Below are 16,816 nucleotides of genomic sequence, written 5' to 3'. Positions count from 1 at the left end.
GCGCATTCGCTCACGGCGCGGATACTGCCGGCCGCTTCAACACCCAGCGCCATGCTCGCCGTCCTCGCCACGACCTTCCCCTTCTTCGCCCTGGTGCTGTGCGGCTGGCTGGCCGCCGAGCGCGGGCCGCTGCCCGACAGCGCCATTCCCGGCCTGAACGGCTTTGTGCTGTTCTTTGCGCTGCCCTGCCTGCTGTTCCGCTTCGGGCGCGACACGCCGGTGCTGGAGCTGCTGAACCCGGCGCTGCTGGGGGTCTACCTGGCGGCGGCCTTGCTGATCGTCTTCTTCACCGTCGCCGTGACGCTGTCGCCGCGCGTGGCGATGAAGGACGCCGCCCTGGGCGCGCTGGTGGCGGCCTTCCCCAACACCGGCTTCATGGGTGTGCCGCTCATCGTCGCGCTGCTGGGCAGTGCATCCGCCGGCGTGGTCATCAGCACCATCCTGGCGGACCTGTTCGTGACCAGCTCGGTCTGCATCGCGCTGGCCCAGGCCGGCACCAACCTGCGCGCCGAGCGGGCCGCCTTTGTGCAGGCGCTGAAGGCGGCGGCGTCCAACCCGCTGCCCTGGGCCATCGCCATCGGCGCTACCGTCGGCGCGCTGGGCTGGCAACTGCCGGGGCCGTTGAACAAGACGGTCGCGATGCTGGCCGATGCCGCCTCGCCGGTGGCGCTGTTCACCATCGGCGCCGTGCTGAGCCGCTCGGGCCGCGCGAACCGGGCGGCCGGGCGGGTCACGCCGCCGTCGCTGTACCTGCCGGTCGCGGCGATCAAGCTGCTGCTGCATCCGGCGCTGGTGTTCGCGCTCGCCGCGGCCGCGCGTTGGCTGGGTGCACCGCTGTCGCAAGGCCAGCTCGTCGCGCTGACGCTGGCCGCCGCGCTGCCCAGCGCCAGCAACGTCTCGCTGCTGGCCGAGCGCTACGGTGCAGACAACGGCCGCATCGCCCGCATCATCCTGGCGTCGACGGCGCTGGCCTTCCTGACCTTCAGCGGCCTGGCGGCGGTATTGATCTCGGCAAGCTGATCACCACGCGCAGCCCGCCGCCGTCGCGGTTGCTCAGCGCCACGCGGCCGTCGTGCGCCTCGGCAATCTCGCGGGCCAGCGCCAGGCCCAGGCCGGTGCCGCCCTGCGAGCCCGGCTCCGAGCGCTTGGTCGAATAGAAGGGCAGCAGCGCCTGCGCCAGTACCGCCTCGCTCATGCCGGGGCCGCGGTCCAGCACCTCGATGCGCAGTTCGGCGCCTACCAGCGCCAGCCGCAGCGCGATCTCGTCGGGGGCGCTGCCGGACTCGTGCGCGTTCTTGATCAGGTTCAGCAGCGCCTGCTCCACCTGCGCCGCGTCGAACCAGCCCGGCTCGGCCGGCACCTCGCCATCGAGGTTGAACTCGCCCAGCGTGGCCAGGCGGTTCAGGAACGGCGCCCACTCCACCGCCTCGCGCCTGGGCGTGGGCAGCTTGGCAAAGCTGGCGTAGCCCGACAGGAAGCCATGCAGATGCGCCGCCCGTTCGCCAATGCTCGCCAGCACCTGCGGCAGCCGCTCGGTGTTGCCGCGCCGTGCCAGCTCGGCGCCGCTGTGGGCCAGCGACGAGATCGGCGCCAGCGAGTTGTTCAGCTCGTGGCTCAGCACGCGGATGACGCGCTTCCATGTCGCCACCTCGGCGCGCGAGAGTTCGCGCGTCATGCGCCGCAGCAGGCGCAGGCGGTGGGGCTGGCCCTGCAGGCGGAAGGCGCGGGTGCTGTGGTGGAAAGTCTCTTCAACACCATCGGCAAGCGTCACGGCAAAGAGCTGGTCGGCGTCGCTGGCCAGCGCCTCGCGCAAGGCTTCGGGCAGGGTCTCGATGACGGCGCCAAAGTCCAGCCCGACCAGGCTGCGGCCATCGCTCAACAGCTGCCGTGCGGCCAGGTTGGCGATGGCGATGCGGCCGCCCGGTCCGGTCAGCACCAGCGCGACCGGCGTGTTCTGCACGACCGTGTCCAGCAGCAGCTCGCGCTGGGCCAGGTGCTGGCGCTGCTCGCGCAGGGCCAGGCCCATGTCAGCATGCAGGCGGGTCAGCGCCCGCAGCTCGCGCGGGCCGTCGGGTGCCAGGTTGAGGCTGAAGTCGCCGTCTCGGTAGCTCAGCACGGCGCCTTCCAGGGCGCGCGTCAGCCGCAGCAGCGGGGCCAGCCACAGCGCGGCCAGCCAAGTGATCAAGGGCAGCATCACCAGCACGGCCACAGCCAGCGCAATGCCTGACTCCAGCCCGAGGCGACGCACGCCCAGGATGACCAGCGGCGGCACGACCGCAGCCACCGCCAGCGCGAGCAAGGCGCGGGCACGCAGCGACAAGGTCATTGGTGCACCCTTCGGCCTGCGGCCTGTCCCGCCAGGCGGGAGCGAGCTTGCTTGGGGCGGCCCGGCGCAGCGCTCACGGCGCGATCCCGTAACGCTCCAACCGCCGGTACAGCGCCTGGCGCGACAGGCCGAGCTGCGTCGCCGCGCGGCTGACGATGCCGCCCGCTGCGTCCAGCGCCGCCACGACGGCCTCGCGGCTCGGCTCGTCGAGGTTGCGGTACGCGCCACCGTTCGCCTGCGCCTCTTCCAGCCCGAGCAATGCCGGCGTGATCTCGCCGCCGCCGCACAGCAACGCCGCACGCTCGACGGCGTTCTTCAGCTCGCGCACATTGCCCGGCCAGCGGTGAGCCAGCAGCGCCTCGCGCGCAGCCTCGCCCAGCCGCGCGCGGCCGGCCAGGAAATGCTCGGCCAGCGGCAGGACGTCGTCGCGCCGCTCGGCCAGCGGCGGCAGCTTGAGCTCGATGAGGTTGAGGCGGTAGAACAGGTCCTCGCGAAAGGCACCTGACTTCACCATCGAGCGCAAGTCAGCGTTGGTGGCCGACAACACGCGCACGCGGGTCTGGCGCGTCTTGCTGGAACCCAGCCGCTCGAACTGCCCCGTCTCCAGCACGCGCAGCAGCTTCACCTGGCCGGCCAGCGGCAGGTTGGCGATCTCGTCCAGGAACAGCGTGCCGCCGTCCGCGGCCTCGAAGCGGCCCACGCGCGCCTTGGCAGCACCCGTGTAGGCGCCGCTGTCGCTGCCGAACAGCTCGGCCTCGATGAGATCGGCCGGCAGCGCGCCGCAGTTCAGCGCGACGAAGGCGCCTTCCCTGGCCGCCGAGTTGGCGTGCACGAAGGCGGCGATGCGCTCCTTGCCCGCACCGTTGGGCCCGGTGATCAGCACGGGCACGGGCGCGGCGGCGATCTGGCCGGCCAACTCCAGCAGATTGGCCGTCGCGTCCGAGCCGAACACGACGCCGGCCAGGTCATAGCGACGCGCCAGTGCGGCTCGCCGCTCGCGCCGCGCCTCACGCAGCTGCGCGATCTCTCGGTTGGCTTCGCCCAGTTCGAGCAGGTTCTCGACGGTGGCAACGAGCTTGGCGTCGTCCCAGGGCTTGGCCAGATAGTCCGCCGCGCCGGCCTTCACGAGCGCCACGGCCGCGTCCAGCCGCGTCCAGGCGGTGAGCAGGATGATGGGCAGGTCGGGCCGCTTCGCGCGGATGGCGCGGAACAGCGCCTCGCCTTCCTCACCCGAGGTCGTGTCGGCCGTGAAGTTCATGTCCTGGATGACGAGGCCGAAGGGCCGCGTCTCCAGCATCGCCAGGCCCGCCTCCGGGCTCGCCGCGACGCTGGCCGCGATGTCGTGAAGGGACAGCAGCAGCTCCAGCGCCTGGCCCACGCCAGGGTGGTCGTCGATGATCAGGACTCGTCGCATGGTCACTTGCCGTGGCCGTTGGCGACTTCACTGCCGGCGATGAGGGCGGGACACAGGGCGAGGGCGGCGCAGAGACGATGCATGAAGCAAGGATAGCGGCGGGGGCTGAACGACAGCCGCCGCCGAGCCGGTGCCGTCGTGTGCCGACCGGCGCCTGCGCGCTGACCTCAGGCGGGCCGCTTGCCGTCGCGGTCGTCTTGGGGATCTGGCTCCGAGCCAAGAACGGTTTCGCCGATCGCCCGGCCAAGCGACTCCAGCGGTCCTTCGTCCGCTTCAGCATTTGCGTCCCGGGCGGGCACATCGCCCGCGCCGGACTTGTCAGCCCGGCCGGCTGCTTGCCCGCGTCCCGTGAGCGCCTGCAACTCCTCGATCCGCTGGGACGCCTGCGCTTTCGTCAGACCGTCATCGAAGGGCTGGTGAGCTTCCTCGCTCAGCGTCTTCAGGTAGGAGCGTTGAGCACCGGTCATCGGCTCGTCGCCGGTCACCCACTCGTCGGGGTCCTTCTGCATATTGCCTTCGTTGGCATGTTGTTGGGTGCGCTTGTCTGTCATGGGTAGCCTCGCTGGAAATTCGTTGCTGCTTTCGGCAATCAGCGTTCCTGCGGCGTGCATGGCCGGAGCAGCCGGTGCCGGCGGCATGCAGTGCTAGGCTGACCCGCCATGAGCGAACGAAAGATCGAGCGATACGACGGCCCGGCCGGTGGCTGGGGCGCGTTGAAGAGCGTGGCCAAGCACCTCAACGAGCAGGGCGTGGCCGTGAAGGGCGCCAAGACGCTGTTGCACGCCAACCAGACCGACGGATTCGACTGCCCCGGCTGCGCCTGGCCGGACCGTGACCATCGCTCCACCTTCGAGTTCTGCGAGAACGGCGCCAAGGCCGTGGCGGCGGAGGCGACGGCGCGGCGGGCCACGCCGGAGGTGATTGGTGCGAAGACCTTGCGCGAATGGGCCACGGTGTCGGACTACGAGCTGGAGGCCACCGGCCGCCTCACCGAGCCGATGGTCTATGACGCGCAGACCGACCGTTATCAGCGCACCACCTGGGAGGCCGCCTTTGCGCTGATCGCTGCCGAGCTTCAGGCTCTGCCCGACCCCAACCAGGCCATCTTCTACACCTCAGGTCGCACCAGCAACGAGGCCGCCTTCCTGTACCAGCTGTTCGTGCGCGAGTACGGCACCAACAACTTCCCGGACTGCTCCAACATGTGCCACGAGCCCAGCGGAGCGGCGATGAAGCCGACGGTCGGCGTCGGCAAGGGCACGGTGACGTTGCACGACTTCGAGCAGGCGGATTGCATCTTCGTCTTCGGGCAGAACCCCGGCACCAACCACCCGCGCATGCTGGGCGAGCTGCGCGCGGCGCGCAAACGCGGCGCGCGCATCGTCAGTTTCAATCCGCTGCGCGAGCGCGGCCTGGAGCGCTTTGCCGACCCGCAAAACGCCATGGAGATGGCCACGCTCGGAGACTCGCCGATCAGCAGCCACTACTTCCAGTTGAAGGTCGGCGGCGACTTCGCGCTGCTCAAGGGCATGTGCAAGCGCGTCGTGGAACTGGATGTGCTGGACACGGCCTTCATCGCCGAGCACACGACCGGCTTCGAGGCCTTTGTGGCCGAGCTGCGCGAACAGCCGTGGGAGCCGCTCGTCGACGCGTCGGGCCTGACCCGTACGCAGATCGAGCAGGCCGCCGAGATCTACGCGACCAGCGAGCGCGTCATCGCCTGCTGGGGCATGGGCATCACGCAGCACCGGCACTCGGTGGCGACCATCCAGATGATCGTCAACCTGTTGCTGCTGCGCGGCAACCTGGGCCGGCCCGGCGCGGGCGCCTGCCCGGTGCGTGGCCACAGCAATGTGCAGGGCGACCGCACCATGGGCATCTACGAGAAGCCGGCGGCGGCCTTCCTGGACAAGCTCGGCGAGGTTTTCGGCTTCGAGCCGCCGCGCGAGCCGGGCTTCGACACGGTCGGCGCCATCGAAGCGATGCTCGACGGCCGCGGCAAGGTCTTCATCGCCATGGGCGGCAACTTTGCCGCCGCCACGCCCGACACGGCCGCCACCTGGCGCGCGCTGCGCCAGTGCGAACTGACCGTGCACATCACGACCAAGTTCAACCGCAGCCATGTCGTGCATGGCCGCAAGGCGCTCGTGCTGCCGGTGCTGGGCCGCACCGAGATCGACGTGCAGGCCACCGGGCCGCAGGGCGTCACGGTGGAGGACTCGATGAGCATGGTGCACCTGTCCGCCGGCATGAACGCACCGGCCAGCGAGCATCTGCTGTCCGAGCCCATGCTGGTCGCGCGCATGGCGAGCGCGACGCTGAAAAACAGCCGCACGCCGTGGCTGCGGCTTGCGGGCGACTACGCTGCCATCCGTGACCGCATCGAGGCCGTGCTGCCCGACTTCGCCGGCTTCAACGAAAAGCTCAAGGCGCCGGGCGGCTTCCGCCTGCGCAACACGGCGAGCGAGCGTGTCTGGGCCACGGCCAGCGGCCGTGCGGCGTTCAGCACCCATGCGTTGCCCACCGACCTGGCGATGGAACGCGCCGCCGATCGGCACCGTGACGTTCGCGTCTTCACGCTGACGACGCTGCGCTCGCACGACCAGTACAACACCACCATCTACGGGCTGGACGACCGCTACCGCGGCGTCCACGGCCACCGCCGCGTCGTCTTCATCCACGCCGACGACATCAAGGACCTTGGCATGAAAGCCGGCGACTGGGTCGACATCACCAGCCTCTACGTCGGTGATGGCAGCGACGACGTGCAGCAGCGCCGGGCCGAGCGCTTCCTGCTCGTCGCCTACGACATCCCGCGCGGCTGCCTGGCCAGCTACTACCCCGAGACCAACCCGCTGGTGCCGCTGCAGAGCTTTTCCATCGGCGCGCGCACGCCGACGTCCAAGTCCATCCCGGTCGTCCTGAGTGCGCACGCCGGCTGACCTGCTGCGCGAGTTGGGCGAGGGCGCGGAGGCCGTGCCGCTGACGCGCCTGGCCAAGCGGCTGGACGCGCGTGTCAGCGAACTGCTGCGCGAGTTCACGCCTCTCGGCGATGCCCGCATCGGCGGCGTGGCGGGCCCCGGCTGGGTCAGCCTGCACTGCGACGACGGCGGCCGCTGGACGGTGCGGCTGACCGAGGCGGGCCGGGCTCAGCTGTCATTTCCGCAGGGCTAGAGTTGGCGGCATGCCGACACGCCTTGCCATCGTCTACCCCGGTGACGCCGCCGCCCGCCGCGCCGCCACGCCGCAGAACAACCGCTTCGCGGCGCTGTTCGCCGCCTTCGCGGAAGCGGGCGTCCGGGCTGAGCCAGTCGTCTATGCCGATGACTGGGCCGATGACGTGCGCGATCAGTTGCTGGCCATGGACGGCGCCCTCGTCTGGGTCAACCCCATCGAGGCCGGCCGCTCGCGCGACATGCTCGATGCAACGCTGCGCGCCGCAGCGGCGGCAGGCGTCTTCGTCAGCACGCATCCCGACACCATCCTCAAGCTCGGCACCAAGGACGTCCTCGTCGAGACCCGCCATCTCGGCTGGGGCAGCGACTGCTGGCGCGTCGACAGCCTCGCTCAGCTGCACGCCGATCTGCCCACGCGCCTGGCTGCTGGCGCTCGCGTGCTCAAGCAGTGGCGGGGGCACAGCGGCATCGGCGTCTGGCGCTTCGAGCTGGCGGCCGACGGCCGGGTGAGGCTGCGCCACGCCCAGCGCGGCAGCGCCGAGGAGTTGCTGACGCTGGATGCAGCCATCGCGCGCATGGCGCCTTACTTCGAGTCGGGTGGCCACATGGTCGACCAGGCCTGGCAGCCGCGCCTGCCCGAGGGCATGACGCGCTGCTACCTCGTGCAGGACCGCGTCGTCGGCTTCGGCGTGCAGGCCCTCGTCGCGCTGCACCCCGAGGCCGAGCCGGGCCCGCGCCTCTACCACCCGGCCGATCTCGCGCACGGCCAGGGCTTGAGGCGCCGGCTCGAAGACGAGTGGCTGCCGGCGCTGTTGAGCCACTTCGGCCTCGCGCGCGATGCGCTGCCCATGCTGTGGGACTGCGACTTCCTGCGTGGCGTGGCCGATGACGACTGGGTGCTGTGCGAGATCAACGTCAGCAGCGTCGCGCCCTTCCCGGACTCGGCCATCGCGCCGCTGGTGCAGGCCGTGCAGGCGCGCCTGGCATGACCGGCCTGGCGCGACCGCTGCTATGGCCCGCAGCCGCTGCCGGCGCTCTGCACGACACGCTGCCTCGGAACGACCCACGGCCACGACACCTGCAGCCACTGCGCTCACATGACCCCATGCCGGCAGGCGCGCATGGCCACCGGCATCATCACGCGTCCTCCCCGCACAGCCACCCGCATGTGCCTGACAGCCACCAACCGCACGAGCATTGACACGATGAAACTTCTCGGCCGCCTCCCCTCCATCAACGTGCGCAAGGTCATGTGGACCGCTGCGCTGCTCGACCTTGACCTGGAGCGCGAGGACTGGGGCCCGGGCTTTCGGTCGCCCAAGGAGCCGGAGTACCTGGCGCTCAACCCCAACGGCCTGATCCCCGTGCTCATCGACGGCGACTTCGTGCTCTGGGAGAGCAACACCATTTGCCGCTACCTCGCCAACAAGGCCGGCGCGGCGACGCTGCTGCCCACCGGGGCGCAGGCGCGCGCCAAAGTCGAGCAGTGGATGGACTGGCAGGCCGGCGAGTTGAACAACTCCTGGCGCGTGGCCTTCATGGCGCTCGTGCGCGGCCAGCCGGCGGCGCCCGAGGCCATCGAGGCCGGCGTGGCGAACTGGAACCGCCACATGGGCATCCTGGACGCCCAGCTCGCCAAGACCGGCGCCTACGTCACCGGCGACGACTTCACGCTGGCCGACGTGGTGCTCGGCCTCTCGGCGCAGCGCTGGAAGAACGCGCCGATCGCGCGGGCCGAGCTGCCGGCGGTGGAGGCGTATCTGCACCGGTTGGGCGACCGGCCGGGGTTTGCGGAATACGTGGGCAACGGCATGCCCTGAGCGGGGTTCAGGGCTGCTTGCGCGCGCGCGCCCGCTCGACGATCTGCTCACCGGCGGTCTGCGCGGCGGCCAACTGTTGTGGCGTCGGTTCAGAGTCGAGCTGGATGGCGCGGTTCGTGATCCAGCGCCGGACGAGGGCCTGGCCGCCGTTGTCGTGCATTTCACTGAAGGCGACGAGATAGCCGAGCCGCTCCTCGGCACTCAGGCCCCAGGCGGCGCTGGTCATCAGGGCGCCGAGCAGCCCGCCGAGTTGGCCGGTGTCCGCGTCGCGGCGCATCGCGTCGGCCACTTCCTTCCGTAGCGCCGGTGCGATGTCGCTGGGGTTGACCCATTCGGCAAAACTGGACGCCGCGTTCGGGACCGCCTCCCGGATCGCCCGCAAAGCCAGTTCCTGCCGCATCGCGTGGTGCCGGGCGGTGACGGTCTGGCAGAGGCGCCCTTCGGCGTCGGCCTCCAGCATCAGCTCGATCAGCATTTCTTGCGGTACGCGCTCGCCGCGCATGCGTTCGTAGCTCTGGCGCCTTTCCTCGTTGGAGGCGCATTGCCGCAACCAACGAGCCGCCTCCCAGGCGGCGGTGGCATCGTTGCCGGCCTGGGCGCGCTCGATGTGCGGGCCATAGCCTTCGGAGCCGATGCGGGGTTTCGTCGATGCCGGTGGGGTGACGGGCGGCGCTGCCGGCCGGGGCACGGCGCCGGCGGCACCGGTTGTGATCGGACCTGCTGGTGCGCTTGCGGACAGGGTCGCCGGCAACTCGGTCGCCGGCTGGGCAGGAGTCAACACGGGCAGGCGTTCGGCCGGCTCGCGCAGTGAATGGATCGCGCCGGCCACAGCCGCCAGTGCGGCGATGAGAAGCAGGGTCCAGCGGGTGGCGGTCATGCGAGCGGGCGTGGTACGACGGCGCGCAGCCTAGCTCAGAGCAGCCGTCACGACGCCGGGACTTTTTACTTTGCGCTGCTGCGCCCGTCGCGTCACGCCCGCCGCTGCTGTTGGCGCCGGTAGTCCGTCGGCGTCAGCCCCGTCTTCTCCTTGAACACCTTGTAGAAGCTGTTGCGGTTGTTGAAGCCGGCGCGGTAGGCGATGTCGGCGACGGTGAGGTCGGCGCCGGCCTGCTCCAGCAGACGCAGCGCGTCCACGTGCCGGCAGTGGTTCAGGTAGTCGTAAAAGCTGCTGCCCAGGTGCAGGTTGAGCAATTCGGACAATTGATGCGGCGTGATGTCCATCAGCGCGGCCAGGCGAGGCAGGGAGATGTCGGGGTCGCGGTGCGGGGCCTCGGCCTGCACCAGGCGTTCGAGCCTGGCCGTCAGCTCGCGGGCGGCTTCGGGGCTGAGCTCGACGGCACGGGGCGCGGGCTTGGCCGCCACGGGCTCATCGGCGGGTTGTGGTTGTTCGGCCGTGCGGTCCGGCCAGGCGGGCGGGTACAGCGCCAGCAGCGCGATGCCGTCCACATACAGCGCCAGGCCGAGTGCGAAGCTGGCGAGCATTCCGCTGGCGGGCAGGTGGCCGCTGGCGAACAGCGCGAACACACTGAGATCCCAGGCAGAGGCGGCGACGAGGCCGGCGGCGACGAACAGCATCCAGTGCGCTCGGCTGTTGCGGTGGCCGGTGGCGAGCCGGCGCAGCCGCGCCCGTTCACGCCAGCAGGCGCGCAGCGTGTAGCCCGCGTAGCCCAGCGTCTGCAGGGCCAGCAGCAGGACGAGGGCGCGCGACTGCGCCCAGTCCGCGCCGCCCACGGCGGCCGACCCCACCAGCAGCACCGGCAGCAGGTGCGCCGGGTGGCGCCAGGGGCCGGGTGGCCACAGCAGCGCCAGGCCGACCGCGCGCAGCAGCAACGGGCCGTAGGCCCAGGTCAATGAATGGGTCCAGATGCTCAGCGGGCCCCACGGCTCGCCGCGCGCCAGCTCGAGGTACAGGTGCAGCGGCGGCAGCAGCAGCAGCGCGACGAAGGCCGCGAGCGTCCAGCGCAGCGCCGGCTCGGCGCGGCGCGACAGCAACAGGCCGAGCAGCGTCCAGGCGCCAAGGCTGGCAGAGCACAGGCTGACAGCCTTGACGATTTCGGTCATCGGGATTGCGGCGGCGCGGCGGGAAAGGTGTCGAAGGTACCGGAGAAGCGGATCAGGCCGTCACCGAAGTTCTGGTACCAGACGCCCGAATCGGGCGTCTTGAAGGTGTAGACCATCGTGTACGGATAGGTGAAGAAGTCGCTGGTCTGCACCGCTTCCTCGACCGCCGTGTTGGCCGAGACGCGCTGGTAGCGATAGGTGCCGCGCGAGTTGAGCGTGCCCGGCCCGAAGCCCTGGAAGAGCAGGGTGCCGTCGGCCGCATAGGTCTGCAGCACGAGGCCGGCGCGTGGGTACTGGTTCGCCGGCACGAGCTGCGAGGCCGCCCATTTGATGACCAGCGGCACATGCAGGCCGGCATGTTCGGCGGAGGCGAGCTGCTGCTGCGGCGTGGGCGTGCTGGGCGCGGTGGTGAAGCTGCCGCTCAGCGTCGCCCGGCCTGGCCCGGCATCCCAGGTCCACTGGCCGCCTTGCGGCGTGTCGAAGCGATAGCTGAGGCTGGAGCCGTCGCCCGCCGTTTCGACAAGCGTCTGGGGGCCGTGGCGGCGCCACTGCGAATTGCCGCGGGCGTCGCGGTGATTGGGGCCGCCGGCGCCCGAGGACGTCCACTGCCCATGGGGCAGGATGCGGCGGACGATCACCCCCTGGTTCGGCTGACTGGCGGCTGCGGGCCCTTCGACCTTCTCGATCTGCAGGTTGATGTCCAGGCCGACGAGGTCGTGCGGCGTGGGATGGGCGGGTTCGGCGCGGGCGGCGGGGGCAGCGACGGCAAGAACCGCAGAAGCGGCCAGGGTAGTCAGCAGGCGGGAGAAGAGCGGGCGCATGGCAGGTCCGTCAGAGTTGCGGGAATCGCCATGCTCCCGGCCAGCGGGCTGAAAACTGTCCTTCTCGTTCGAAACGGACGCCAGGACACGGCAGAAGCCCGCGAGCCGGGCTGCCTGAACCCGGTAACTCACCACGCATGAAAAATGGCGGGCCGCGAACGGCCCGCCACTGGGGTGAGTTGGCGGCCGTCGAGGTCAGCCCAGCCGCACCGGCACGAAGATCTGCTGCCCGTCCCGCGCCACCAGCAGGGCCACCTGCTTCGGCGCGCTCTTCAGCGCCGCGCGCACCTGCTCGATGTCCTGCACCGGCTTGCCGTTCAGCGCCAGCAACACGTCGCCGGGCTGCACGCCGGCCAGCTGCGCCGGGCCGGTCACGCGCTCGATGAGCAGGCCATGGTCCAGCCCCGAGCCGCGCAATTCCTGGCGCTCCAGCGGCCGCAGCGCCAGGCCCAGCGAGCCGCCCTCGGGCGCCGCGCTGGCCTGCTGCTCGTCCTTGTCGGCACGGCCCAGCGCCACCGTCTCGTTGACGCGGCTCTTGTCGCGCCACAGGTCAAGCTTCAGCTTGTCGCCCGGTCGTGCCAGGCCCACGCGGCTGGACACGTCGCCCGCCACGCGCACCGGCTCGCCGTCGATGGCCGTGATCACGTCGCCCGCCTTCAGCCCCGCCTTGGCGGCCGCGCTGCCCGGCTGCACGCTCGACACCAGGGCGCCGTCCGGCGCGTCCAGCCCGAAGGACGCGGCCAGCGGCGCCGACAGGTCCTGCAGCGTCACGCCCAGCCGCGCATGCTCCACCTTGCCGTGGGCGACGATCTGGTCCTTCACCTTCAGCGCCACGTCCACGGGGATGGAGAAGGCCAGGCCCTGAAAGCCGCCGCTCTGCGAATAGATCTGGGCGTTGACGCCCACCACGCGGCCCGAGGCGTCGAACAGCGGGCCGCCCGAGTTGCCCGGGTTCACGGCCGCGTCGGTCTGGATGAAGGGCACCACGCTGTCGCCCGGCAGTGAGCGGCCCTTGGCGCTGACGATGCCCTGCGTGGCCGTCTGCTCGAAGCCATAGGGCGCGCCGATGGCCAGCACGTAGTCGCCCACCTGCACTTGCTTCGCATCGCCCAGCTGCACGGTGGGCAGGTTCTTGGCGTCCAGCTTGAGCACGGCGATGTCGGTGGCCGGGTCACTGCCCAGCACCTGGGCCGCGAACTCGCGCCGGTCGCTGAGCTTGACGGTGACCTGCTTGGCGTCGCGCACGACGTGGGCGTTGGTCAGCACGAGGCCGTCGCTGCTGATGATGAAGCCCGAGCCCTGGCCGCGGAACGGTTGCGCCCCTTGTTGCGGCATGCGCATGCCCGGCACGCCGCGGAAGAAACGGAAGAAGGGGTCGTCTTCCATGCCCCGGCCATCGGCGACCGACGGGGCGTCCACCTTGTGCAGGCCGGCCACGGTGATGCCGACGACTGCGGGGCCCTGGGTCTGCACGATGGCGCGGTAGTTGGGGGTCTGGGCGGGTGGCAGCGCGGTGGCCGGTGCCGGTGTGGCGGCAGCGGCAAGCGCCACGGCGGCGGGTGCGGCGCTGCCCGGCGTGGCGTCGCCCGCTGCGGGCGCAGCGACCGAGGCGGAGGCCGAGGCGGGTGTCTTGTCCTTGAACAGCGCGGGCAAGGTCCAGCCCGAAGCCGTGGTGGTCAGCGTCACGCCGGCAGCCAGCAGCGCAGCGGCCGTGGCAGTCAGCGTCATCTTGGCGGTCTGGGTCATGGGAACTCTCCTCTAGGGGGCGGGCTGCGGCGCAGCCGATGCCGTGGACTCTAGGGAGGGCGGGTGAGGGCTTGGTGAGGGGAAAGTGAGGCGGAGGTTAGGGTCGGAGGCGGTGGCTGCCGCGTCTTGCACCGCCCGGGAACAACGCTTGCCCCTGGAGCGGACCTGCCCCGCTGCATCCGTGGCCGACCCCATGACCAAGAACCCCACCACCCTGTCGTTCCGCATCCTGACGGTGAACACCCACAAGGGCTTCAACTGGTTCAACCGTCGATTCATCCTGCACGAGCTGCGCGATGCCGTGCAGTCGGTGTCGGCCGACATCGTGTTCCTGCAGGAGGTGCTGGGCAGCCACGAATTGCACGCCGCCCGCATCCCCAACTGGCCCGCCGGCTCGCACTACGAGTTTCTGGCCGACACGATGTGGACCAGCTTCGCGTACGGGCGCAACGCGGTGTATCCGGACGGCCACCACGGCAACGCCGTGCTGTCGAAGTTCCCGATCGTGCGCTACGAGAACCGCGACGTGTCGATCGGCGCGCACGAGCAGCGCGGCCTGCTGCACTGCGTGTGCCAGGTGCCCGGCCGCGACGTCGAGCTGCACGTGATCTGCGTGCACCTGGGCCTGCACGAGGCTCACCGCCAGCAGCAGATCGAGCTGCTGTGCCGGATGATTCACGAGGAGCTGCCGCCGGAGGCGCCGCTCGTGATCGCCGGCGACTTCAACGACTGGCGCCTCAAGGGCCACAAAAAGATCGAGTCCTGCGCGGGCCTGCGCGAGGTGTTCGTGCAGGCGAACGGCCGACCCGCGCGGACCTTCCCGGCGCGCTGGCCCTTCCTGCAGCTCGACCGCATCTATGTGCGCAATGCCGGCGTGCACCGTCCCATCGTGCTCCCGAACCACCCTTGGTCGCACCTCTCCGACCACGCTCCCCTCGCCGCCGAGATCGTCATATGAAACCAGAAACCCTCAACGCCGGAGTACCGCCGGCTATCCCAAGGGGGGATTCCGCCCGGCTTGGGGCGGCCCGGCGCACGGGTGGAGCCCGCTGGAAGGACGGCAACAAGTTCCGCCTGCTCGAGAACGGCGAGGAGTTCTTCCCCGCCGTCTTCGACGCCATCGAGAACGCGCAGCACGAGGTCATCCTCGAGACCTTCATCCTGTTTCGCGACAAGGTCGGCCTCGCGCTGCACGCCTCGCTGATGGCCGCCGCGAGGCGCGGCGTGCAGATCGACGTGACCGTCGACGGTTACGGTTCGCCCGACTTGACCAAGGACTTCGTCGAGTCGCTCACCGCTTTGGGCGTGCGCTTGCACGTGTTCGACCCGCGCCCGCCGCTGTTCGGCCGGTGGCGTACGAACCTCTTTCGTCGCATGCACCGCAAGATCGTCGTGATCGACGGCGTCAAGGCCTTCGTCGGCGGCATCAACTACTCGGCCGACCACCTGCTCGACTTCGGCCCCGAGGCCAAGCAGGACTACGCGGTCGAGGTGCAGGGGCCGGTCGTCGCCGACATCCACCGCTTCGCCCGCGAGGCGATCGTGCCGGCCATCGGCACGCGCCGCTGGTGGCGCCGCCGCGAGGCGCCGCCGCCCGAGGCTATCCCGCCGCGGGCGGGCAACGCGCAGGCGATGTTCATCACGCGCGACAACCAGGATCACCGCGACGCCATCGAGCGGCATTACCGCATCGCGCTGCGCGCTGCGCGCAAGGAAGTGATCATCGCGAACGCCTATTTCTTCCCCGGCTACCGGCTGCTCAAGGAAATCCGGCGCGCGGCGCGCCGGGGCGTGCAGGTGTCGCTGATCCTGCAAGGCCAGCCCGACATGCCGATCGTCAAGGTGGCCGCGCGCATGCTCTACGACCACCTGCTGCGCGCCGGCGTGCGCATCTTCGAGTACTGCGAGCGGCCGCTGCACGGCAAGGTGGCGGTGGCCGACGACGAATGGGCGACGGTGGGTTCGAGCAACCTCGACCCGCTCAGCCTGGCGCTGAACCTCGAGGCGAACATCGCCATCCACGACCCGGAGTTCGCTGTCGAGCTCGCGGGCAAGCTGCGCCACTTGATGGACCGCGCCTGCAAGGAGATCGACCCGAAGCGCGACATGTCCCGCTCCTACTGGCGGCTGGCCCTCAGCTACCTCGTGTTCCACGTCGTGCGCCACTTCCCCGCCTGGGCCGGCTGGTTGCCGGCGCACCAGCCGCGGCTGGCGCCGGCGCATGCCTTCGTCGCACCGGACGGCACGCTGCCCACCACCGTGCTCGCGGTGTCCGGGCAAGACATCTCGCCGCCCGAACCGTGGGAGTGGCGCGGCGCCGACCGCGTCACCGAACGGGCCCCCGACTACTCGCTGTCATGACGACCGCCCGCCTCAAGTCCGACGACCGCGCCGACGACCAGCCCGACGACCGCGCCGAGGCGTCGCCGCCGCCGAACGCAAAGAAGAAGCGGCCCCTGTGGCTGCGCGTGCTCACCGTGCTGTTCTTCGGCGCGGTCACGGTGCTGCTGGTCTCGCAGGCCCGCACGATCAACTGGGGCGAGGTGTTCCAGGTCATCGCGGACTACCCCGTGACCACGCTGCTTGCCGCCGGTGGCGCAGCGGCGGCGAGCCACCTGATCTACAGCACCTACGACCTGCTCGGCCGCCACTGGACCGGCCACGCTGTTCCCGCGCGCCGCGTCATGGCGATCACCTTCGTGAGCTACGCCTTCAACCTCAACCTGGGCTCGCTGGTCGGCGGTTTCGCCTTCCGCTACCGCCTCTATTCGCGATTCGGCCTGGACAACCCGACCATCACCCAGGTGCTGGGCTTCAGCCTGACGACGAACTGGCTCGGCTACCTGGTGCTGGCCGGCGCCGTGTTCGCCGCGCAGGCCGTGACCCCGCCCGAAGGCTGGGATATCGGCCGCGCCGCGCTGCAGGGCCTGGGCCTCGCGCTGCTCGCCGCGGCGGCCGCCTACCTGCTGCTGTGCGCCGCGTCGCGCCGGCGCGAGTGGACGGTGCGCGGCCACACCATCACGCTGCCGCCGGGCCGCCTCGCGCTGCTGCAGATGGGGCTGTCGGTGCTGAACTGGATGACCATCGGGGGCGTGCTGTACTTGCTGCTCGGCATGCGCATCGACTACCCGCTGGTGCTGGGCGCGCTGCTGATGGCCGCGGTGGCCGGCGTGATCACGCACATCCCCGCCGGGCTGGGTGTGCTCGAGGCGGTGTTCCTCGCGCTGCTCGGCTCGCAGGTGGCGCAAGGCCCGCTGCTCGGGGCGCTGATCGCGTACCGCGCGCTCTACTACCTGCTGCCGCTGGCGGTCGCCGGCGTGATGTTCTTCCTGCTCGAGTCGCGCGCGAAGGCGGAGCAGCGACAGGAAACGGCGCTTGCCGACCCGAAGGCATCCTCCTTCTGAGCACACCCCGTGCAACGCCTCTCCGACCCGTCCACCGGGCGCCGGCAT

The 16,816-nt window shown here is 70.6% G+C and carries 15 protein-coding genes; 8 read left to right on the top strand and 7 right to left on the bottom strand.

The window, feature by feature from the left end; translation table 11 throughout:
- The first annotated feature begins 51 nt into the window (after positions 1 to 51).
- Positions 52 to 1,020, top strand: coding sequence for an AEC family transporter (locus tag AC0IZJ_RS13620; protein WP_471850546.1), 969 nt, complete (start codon positions 52 to 54; stop codon positions 1,018 to 1,020).
- Here AC0IZJ_RS13620 and AC0IZJ_RS13615 read toward each other — a convergent pair.
- From AC0IZJ_RS13615 to AC0IZJ_RS13605, 3 genes are all read right to left on the bottom strand, one after another.
- Positions 983 to 2,326 carry a sensor histidine kinase gene (locus AC0IZJ_RS13615; protein ID WP_471850544.1) on the bottom strand — a complete coding sequence of 448 codons (1,344 nt, stop codon included), beginning with the start codon at positions 2,324 to 2,326 and terminating at the stop codon, positions 983 to 985. The genes AC0IZJ_RS13620 and AC0IZJ_RS13615 overlap by 38 nt on opposite strands.
- Positions 2,327 to 2,399: 73 nt before the next feature.
- Positions 2,400 to 3,740: a sigma-54-dependent transcriptional regulator gene (locus AC0IZJ_RS13610; protein ID WP_471850542.1), complete on the bottom strand. Its 1,341-nt coding sequence runs from the start codon at positions 3,738 to 3,740 to the stop codon at positions 2,400 to 2,402.
- A gap of 167 nt (positions 3,741 to 3,907) precedes the next feature.
- Positions 3,908 to 4,351: a DUF3072 domain-containing protein gene (locus AC0IZJ_RS13605; protein WP_471850540.1), complete on the bottom strand. Its 444-nt coding sequence runs from the start codon at positions 4,349 to 4,351 to the stop codon at positions 3,908 to 3,910.
- 48 nt (positions 4,352 to 4,399) lie between these two features.
- On the opposite strand from AC0IZJ_RS13605, the gene AC0IZJ_RS13600 reads away from it, so the two are divergent.
- The 4 genes from AC0IZJ_RS13600 to AC0IZJ_RS13585 all read left to right on the top strand — a co-directional run bounded on the left by AC0IZJ_RS13600 (position 4,400) and on the right by AC0IZJ_RS13585 (position 8,736).
- Complete coding sequence (locus AC0IZJ_RS13600) at positions 4,400 to 6,682, top strand: FdhF/YdeP family oxidoreductase (RefSeq protein WP_471850538.1); 2,283 nt, start codon at positions 4,400 to 4,402, stop codon at positions 6,680 to 6,682.
- On the top strand, positions 6,666 to 6,914 hold the full coding sequence (locus tag AC0IZJ_RS13595) for a hypothetical protein (protein WP_471850536.1): 249 nt from the start codon (positions 6,666 to 6,668) through the stop codon (positions 6,912 to 6,914). Before AC0IZJ_RS13600 ends, AC0IZJ_RS13595 begins: the two co-directional genes overlap by 17 nt.
- 10 nt (positions 6,915 to 6,924) lie before the next feature.
- Positions 6,925 to 7,905 carry a Cj0069 family protein gene (locus AC0IZJ_RS13590; protein WP_471850534.1) on the top strand — a complete coding sequence of 327 codons (981 nt, stop codon included), beginning with the start codon at positions 6,925 to 6,927 and terminating at the stop codon, positions 7,903 to 7,905.
- 216 nt (positions 7,906 to 8,121) lie between these two features.
- A complete protein-coding gene (locus AC0IZJ_RS13585; protein ID WP_471850533.1) occupies positions 8,122 to 8,736 on the top strand; it encodes a glutathione S-transferase family protein in 615 nt (204 codons plus the stop codon).
- A 7-nt stretch (positions 8,737 to 8,743) separates the two neighbouring features.
- Here the strand turns inward: AC0IZJ_RS13585 and AC0IZJ_RS13580 are convergent, their stop codons facing one another.
- The 4 genes from AC0IZJ_RS13580 to AC0IZJ_RS13565 form a co-directional block, all read right to left on the bottom strand.
- On the bottom strand, positions 8,744 to 9,613 hold the full coding sequence (locus AC0IZJ_RS13580; protein WP_471850531.1) for a hypothetical protein: 870 nt from the start codon (positions 9,611 to 9,613) through the stop codon (positions 8,744 to 8,746).
- Positions 9,614 to 9,705: 92 nt separating this feature from the next.
- Positions 9,706 to 10,797: a helix-turn-helix domain-containing protein gene (locus AC0IZJ_RS13575; RefSeq protein WP_471850529.1), complete on the bottom strand. Its 1,092-nt coding sequence runs from the start codon at positions 10,795 to 10,797 to the stop codon at positions 9,706 to 9,708.
- Positions 10,794 to 11,618, bottom strand: a complete 825-nt coding sequence (locus tag AC0IZJ_RS13570; RefSeq protein WP_471850527.1) for a hypothetical protein — start codon at positions 11,616 to 11,618, stop codon at positions 10,794 to 10,796. Before AC0IZJ_RS13570 ends, AC0IZJ_RS13575 begins: the two co-directional genes overlap by 4 nt.
- A gap of 195 nt (positions 11,619 to 11,813) precedes the next feature.
- Positions 11,814 to 13,364 (bottom strand): Do family serine endopeptidase, encoded by a 1,551-nt coding sequence (locus AC0IZJ_RS13565; RefSeq protein WP_471850525.1) that lies wholly within the window; start codon positions 13,362 to 13,364, stop codon positions 11,814 to 11,816.
- Positions 13,365 to 13,557: 193 nt separating this feature from the next.
- Here AC0IZJ_RS13565 and AC0IZJ_RS13560 point away from each other — a divergent pair, with 193 nt between their 5' ends.
- Genes AC0IZJ_RS13560 through AC0IZJ_RS13550 form a run of 3 tightly spaced genes read left to right on the top strand, consistent with a single transcriptional unit; the run spans position 13,558 to position 16,768 of the window.
- Complete coding sequence (locus AC0IZJ_RS13560; RefSeq protein WP_471850613.1) at positions 13,558 to 14,322, top strand: endonuclease/exonuclease/phosphatase family protein; 765 nt, start codon at positions 13,558 to 13,560, stop codon at positions 14,320 to 14,322.
- A complete protein-coding gene (gene clsB / locus AC0IZJ_RS13555) occupies positions 14,319 to 15,725 on the top strand; it encodes a cardiolipin synthase ClsB (RefSeq protein ID WP_471850523.1) in 1,407 nt (468 codons plus the stop codon). The genes AC0IZJ_RS13560 and clsB overlap by 4 nt, the downstream gene beginning before the upstream one ends.
- Positions 15,722 to 16,768, top strand: coding sequence for a lysylphosphatidylglycerol synthase domain-containing protein (locus AC0IZJ_RS13550; RefSeq protein WP_471850521.1), 1,047 nt, complete (start codon positions 15,722 to 15,724; stop codon positions 16,766 to 16,768). The genes clsB and AC0IZJ_RS13550 overlap by 4 nt, the downstream gene beginning before the upstream one ends.
- Positions 16,769 to 16,816: the final 48 nt, after the last annotated feature.

The organism is Roseateles sp. AC306, assembly GCF_979253795.1.
Note: the sequence above shows the minus strand (reverse complement) of the source record. Positions and strands in the feature narration are given on the sequence as shown.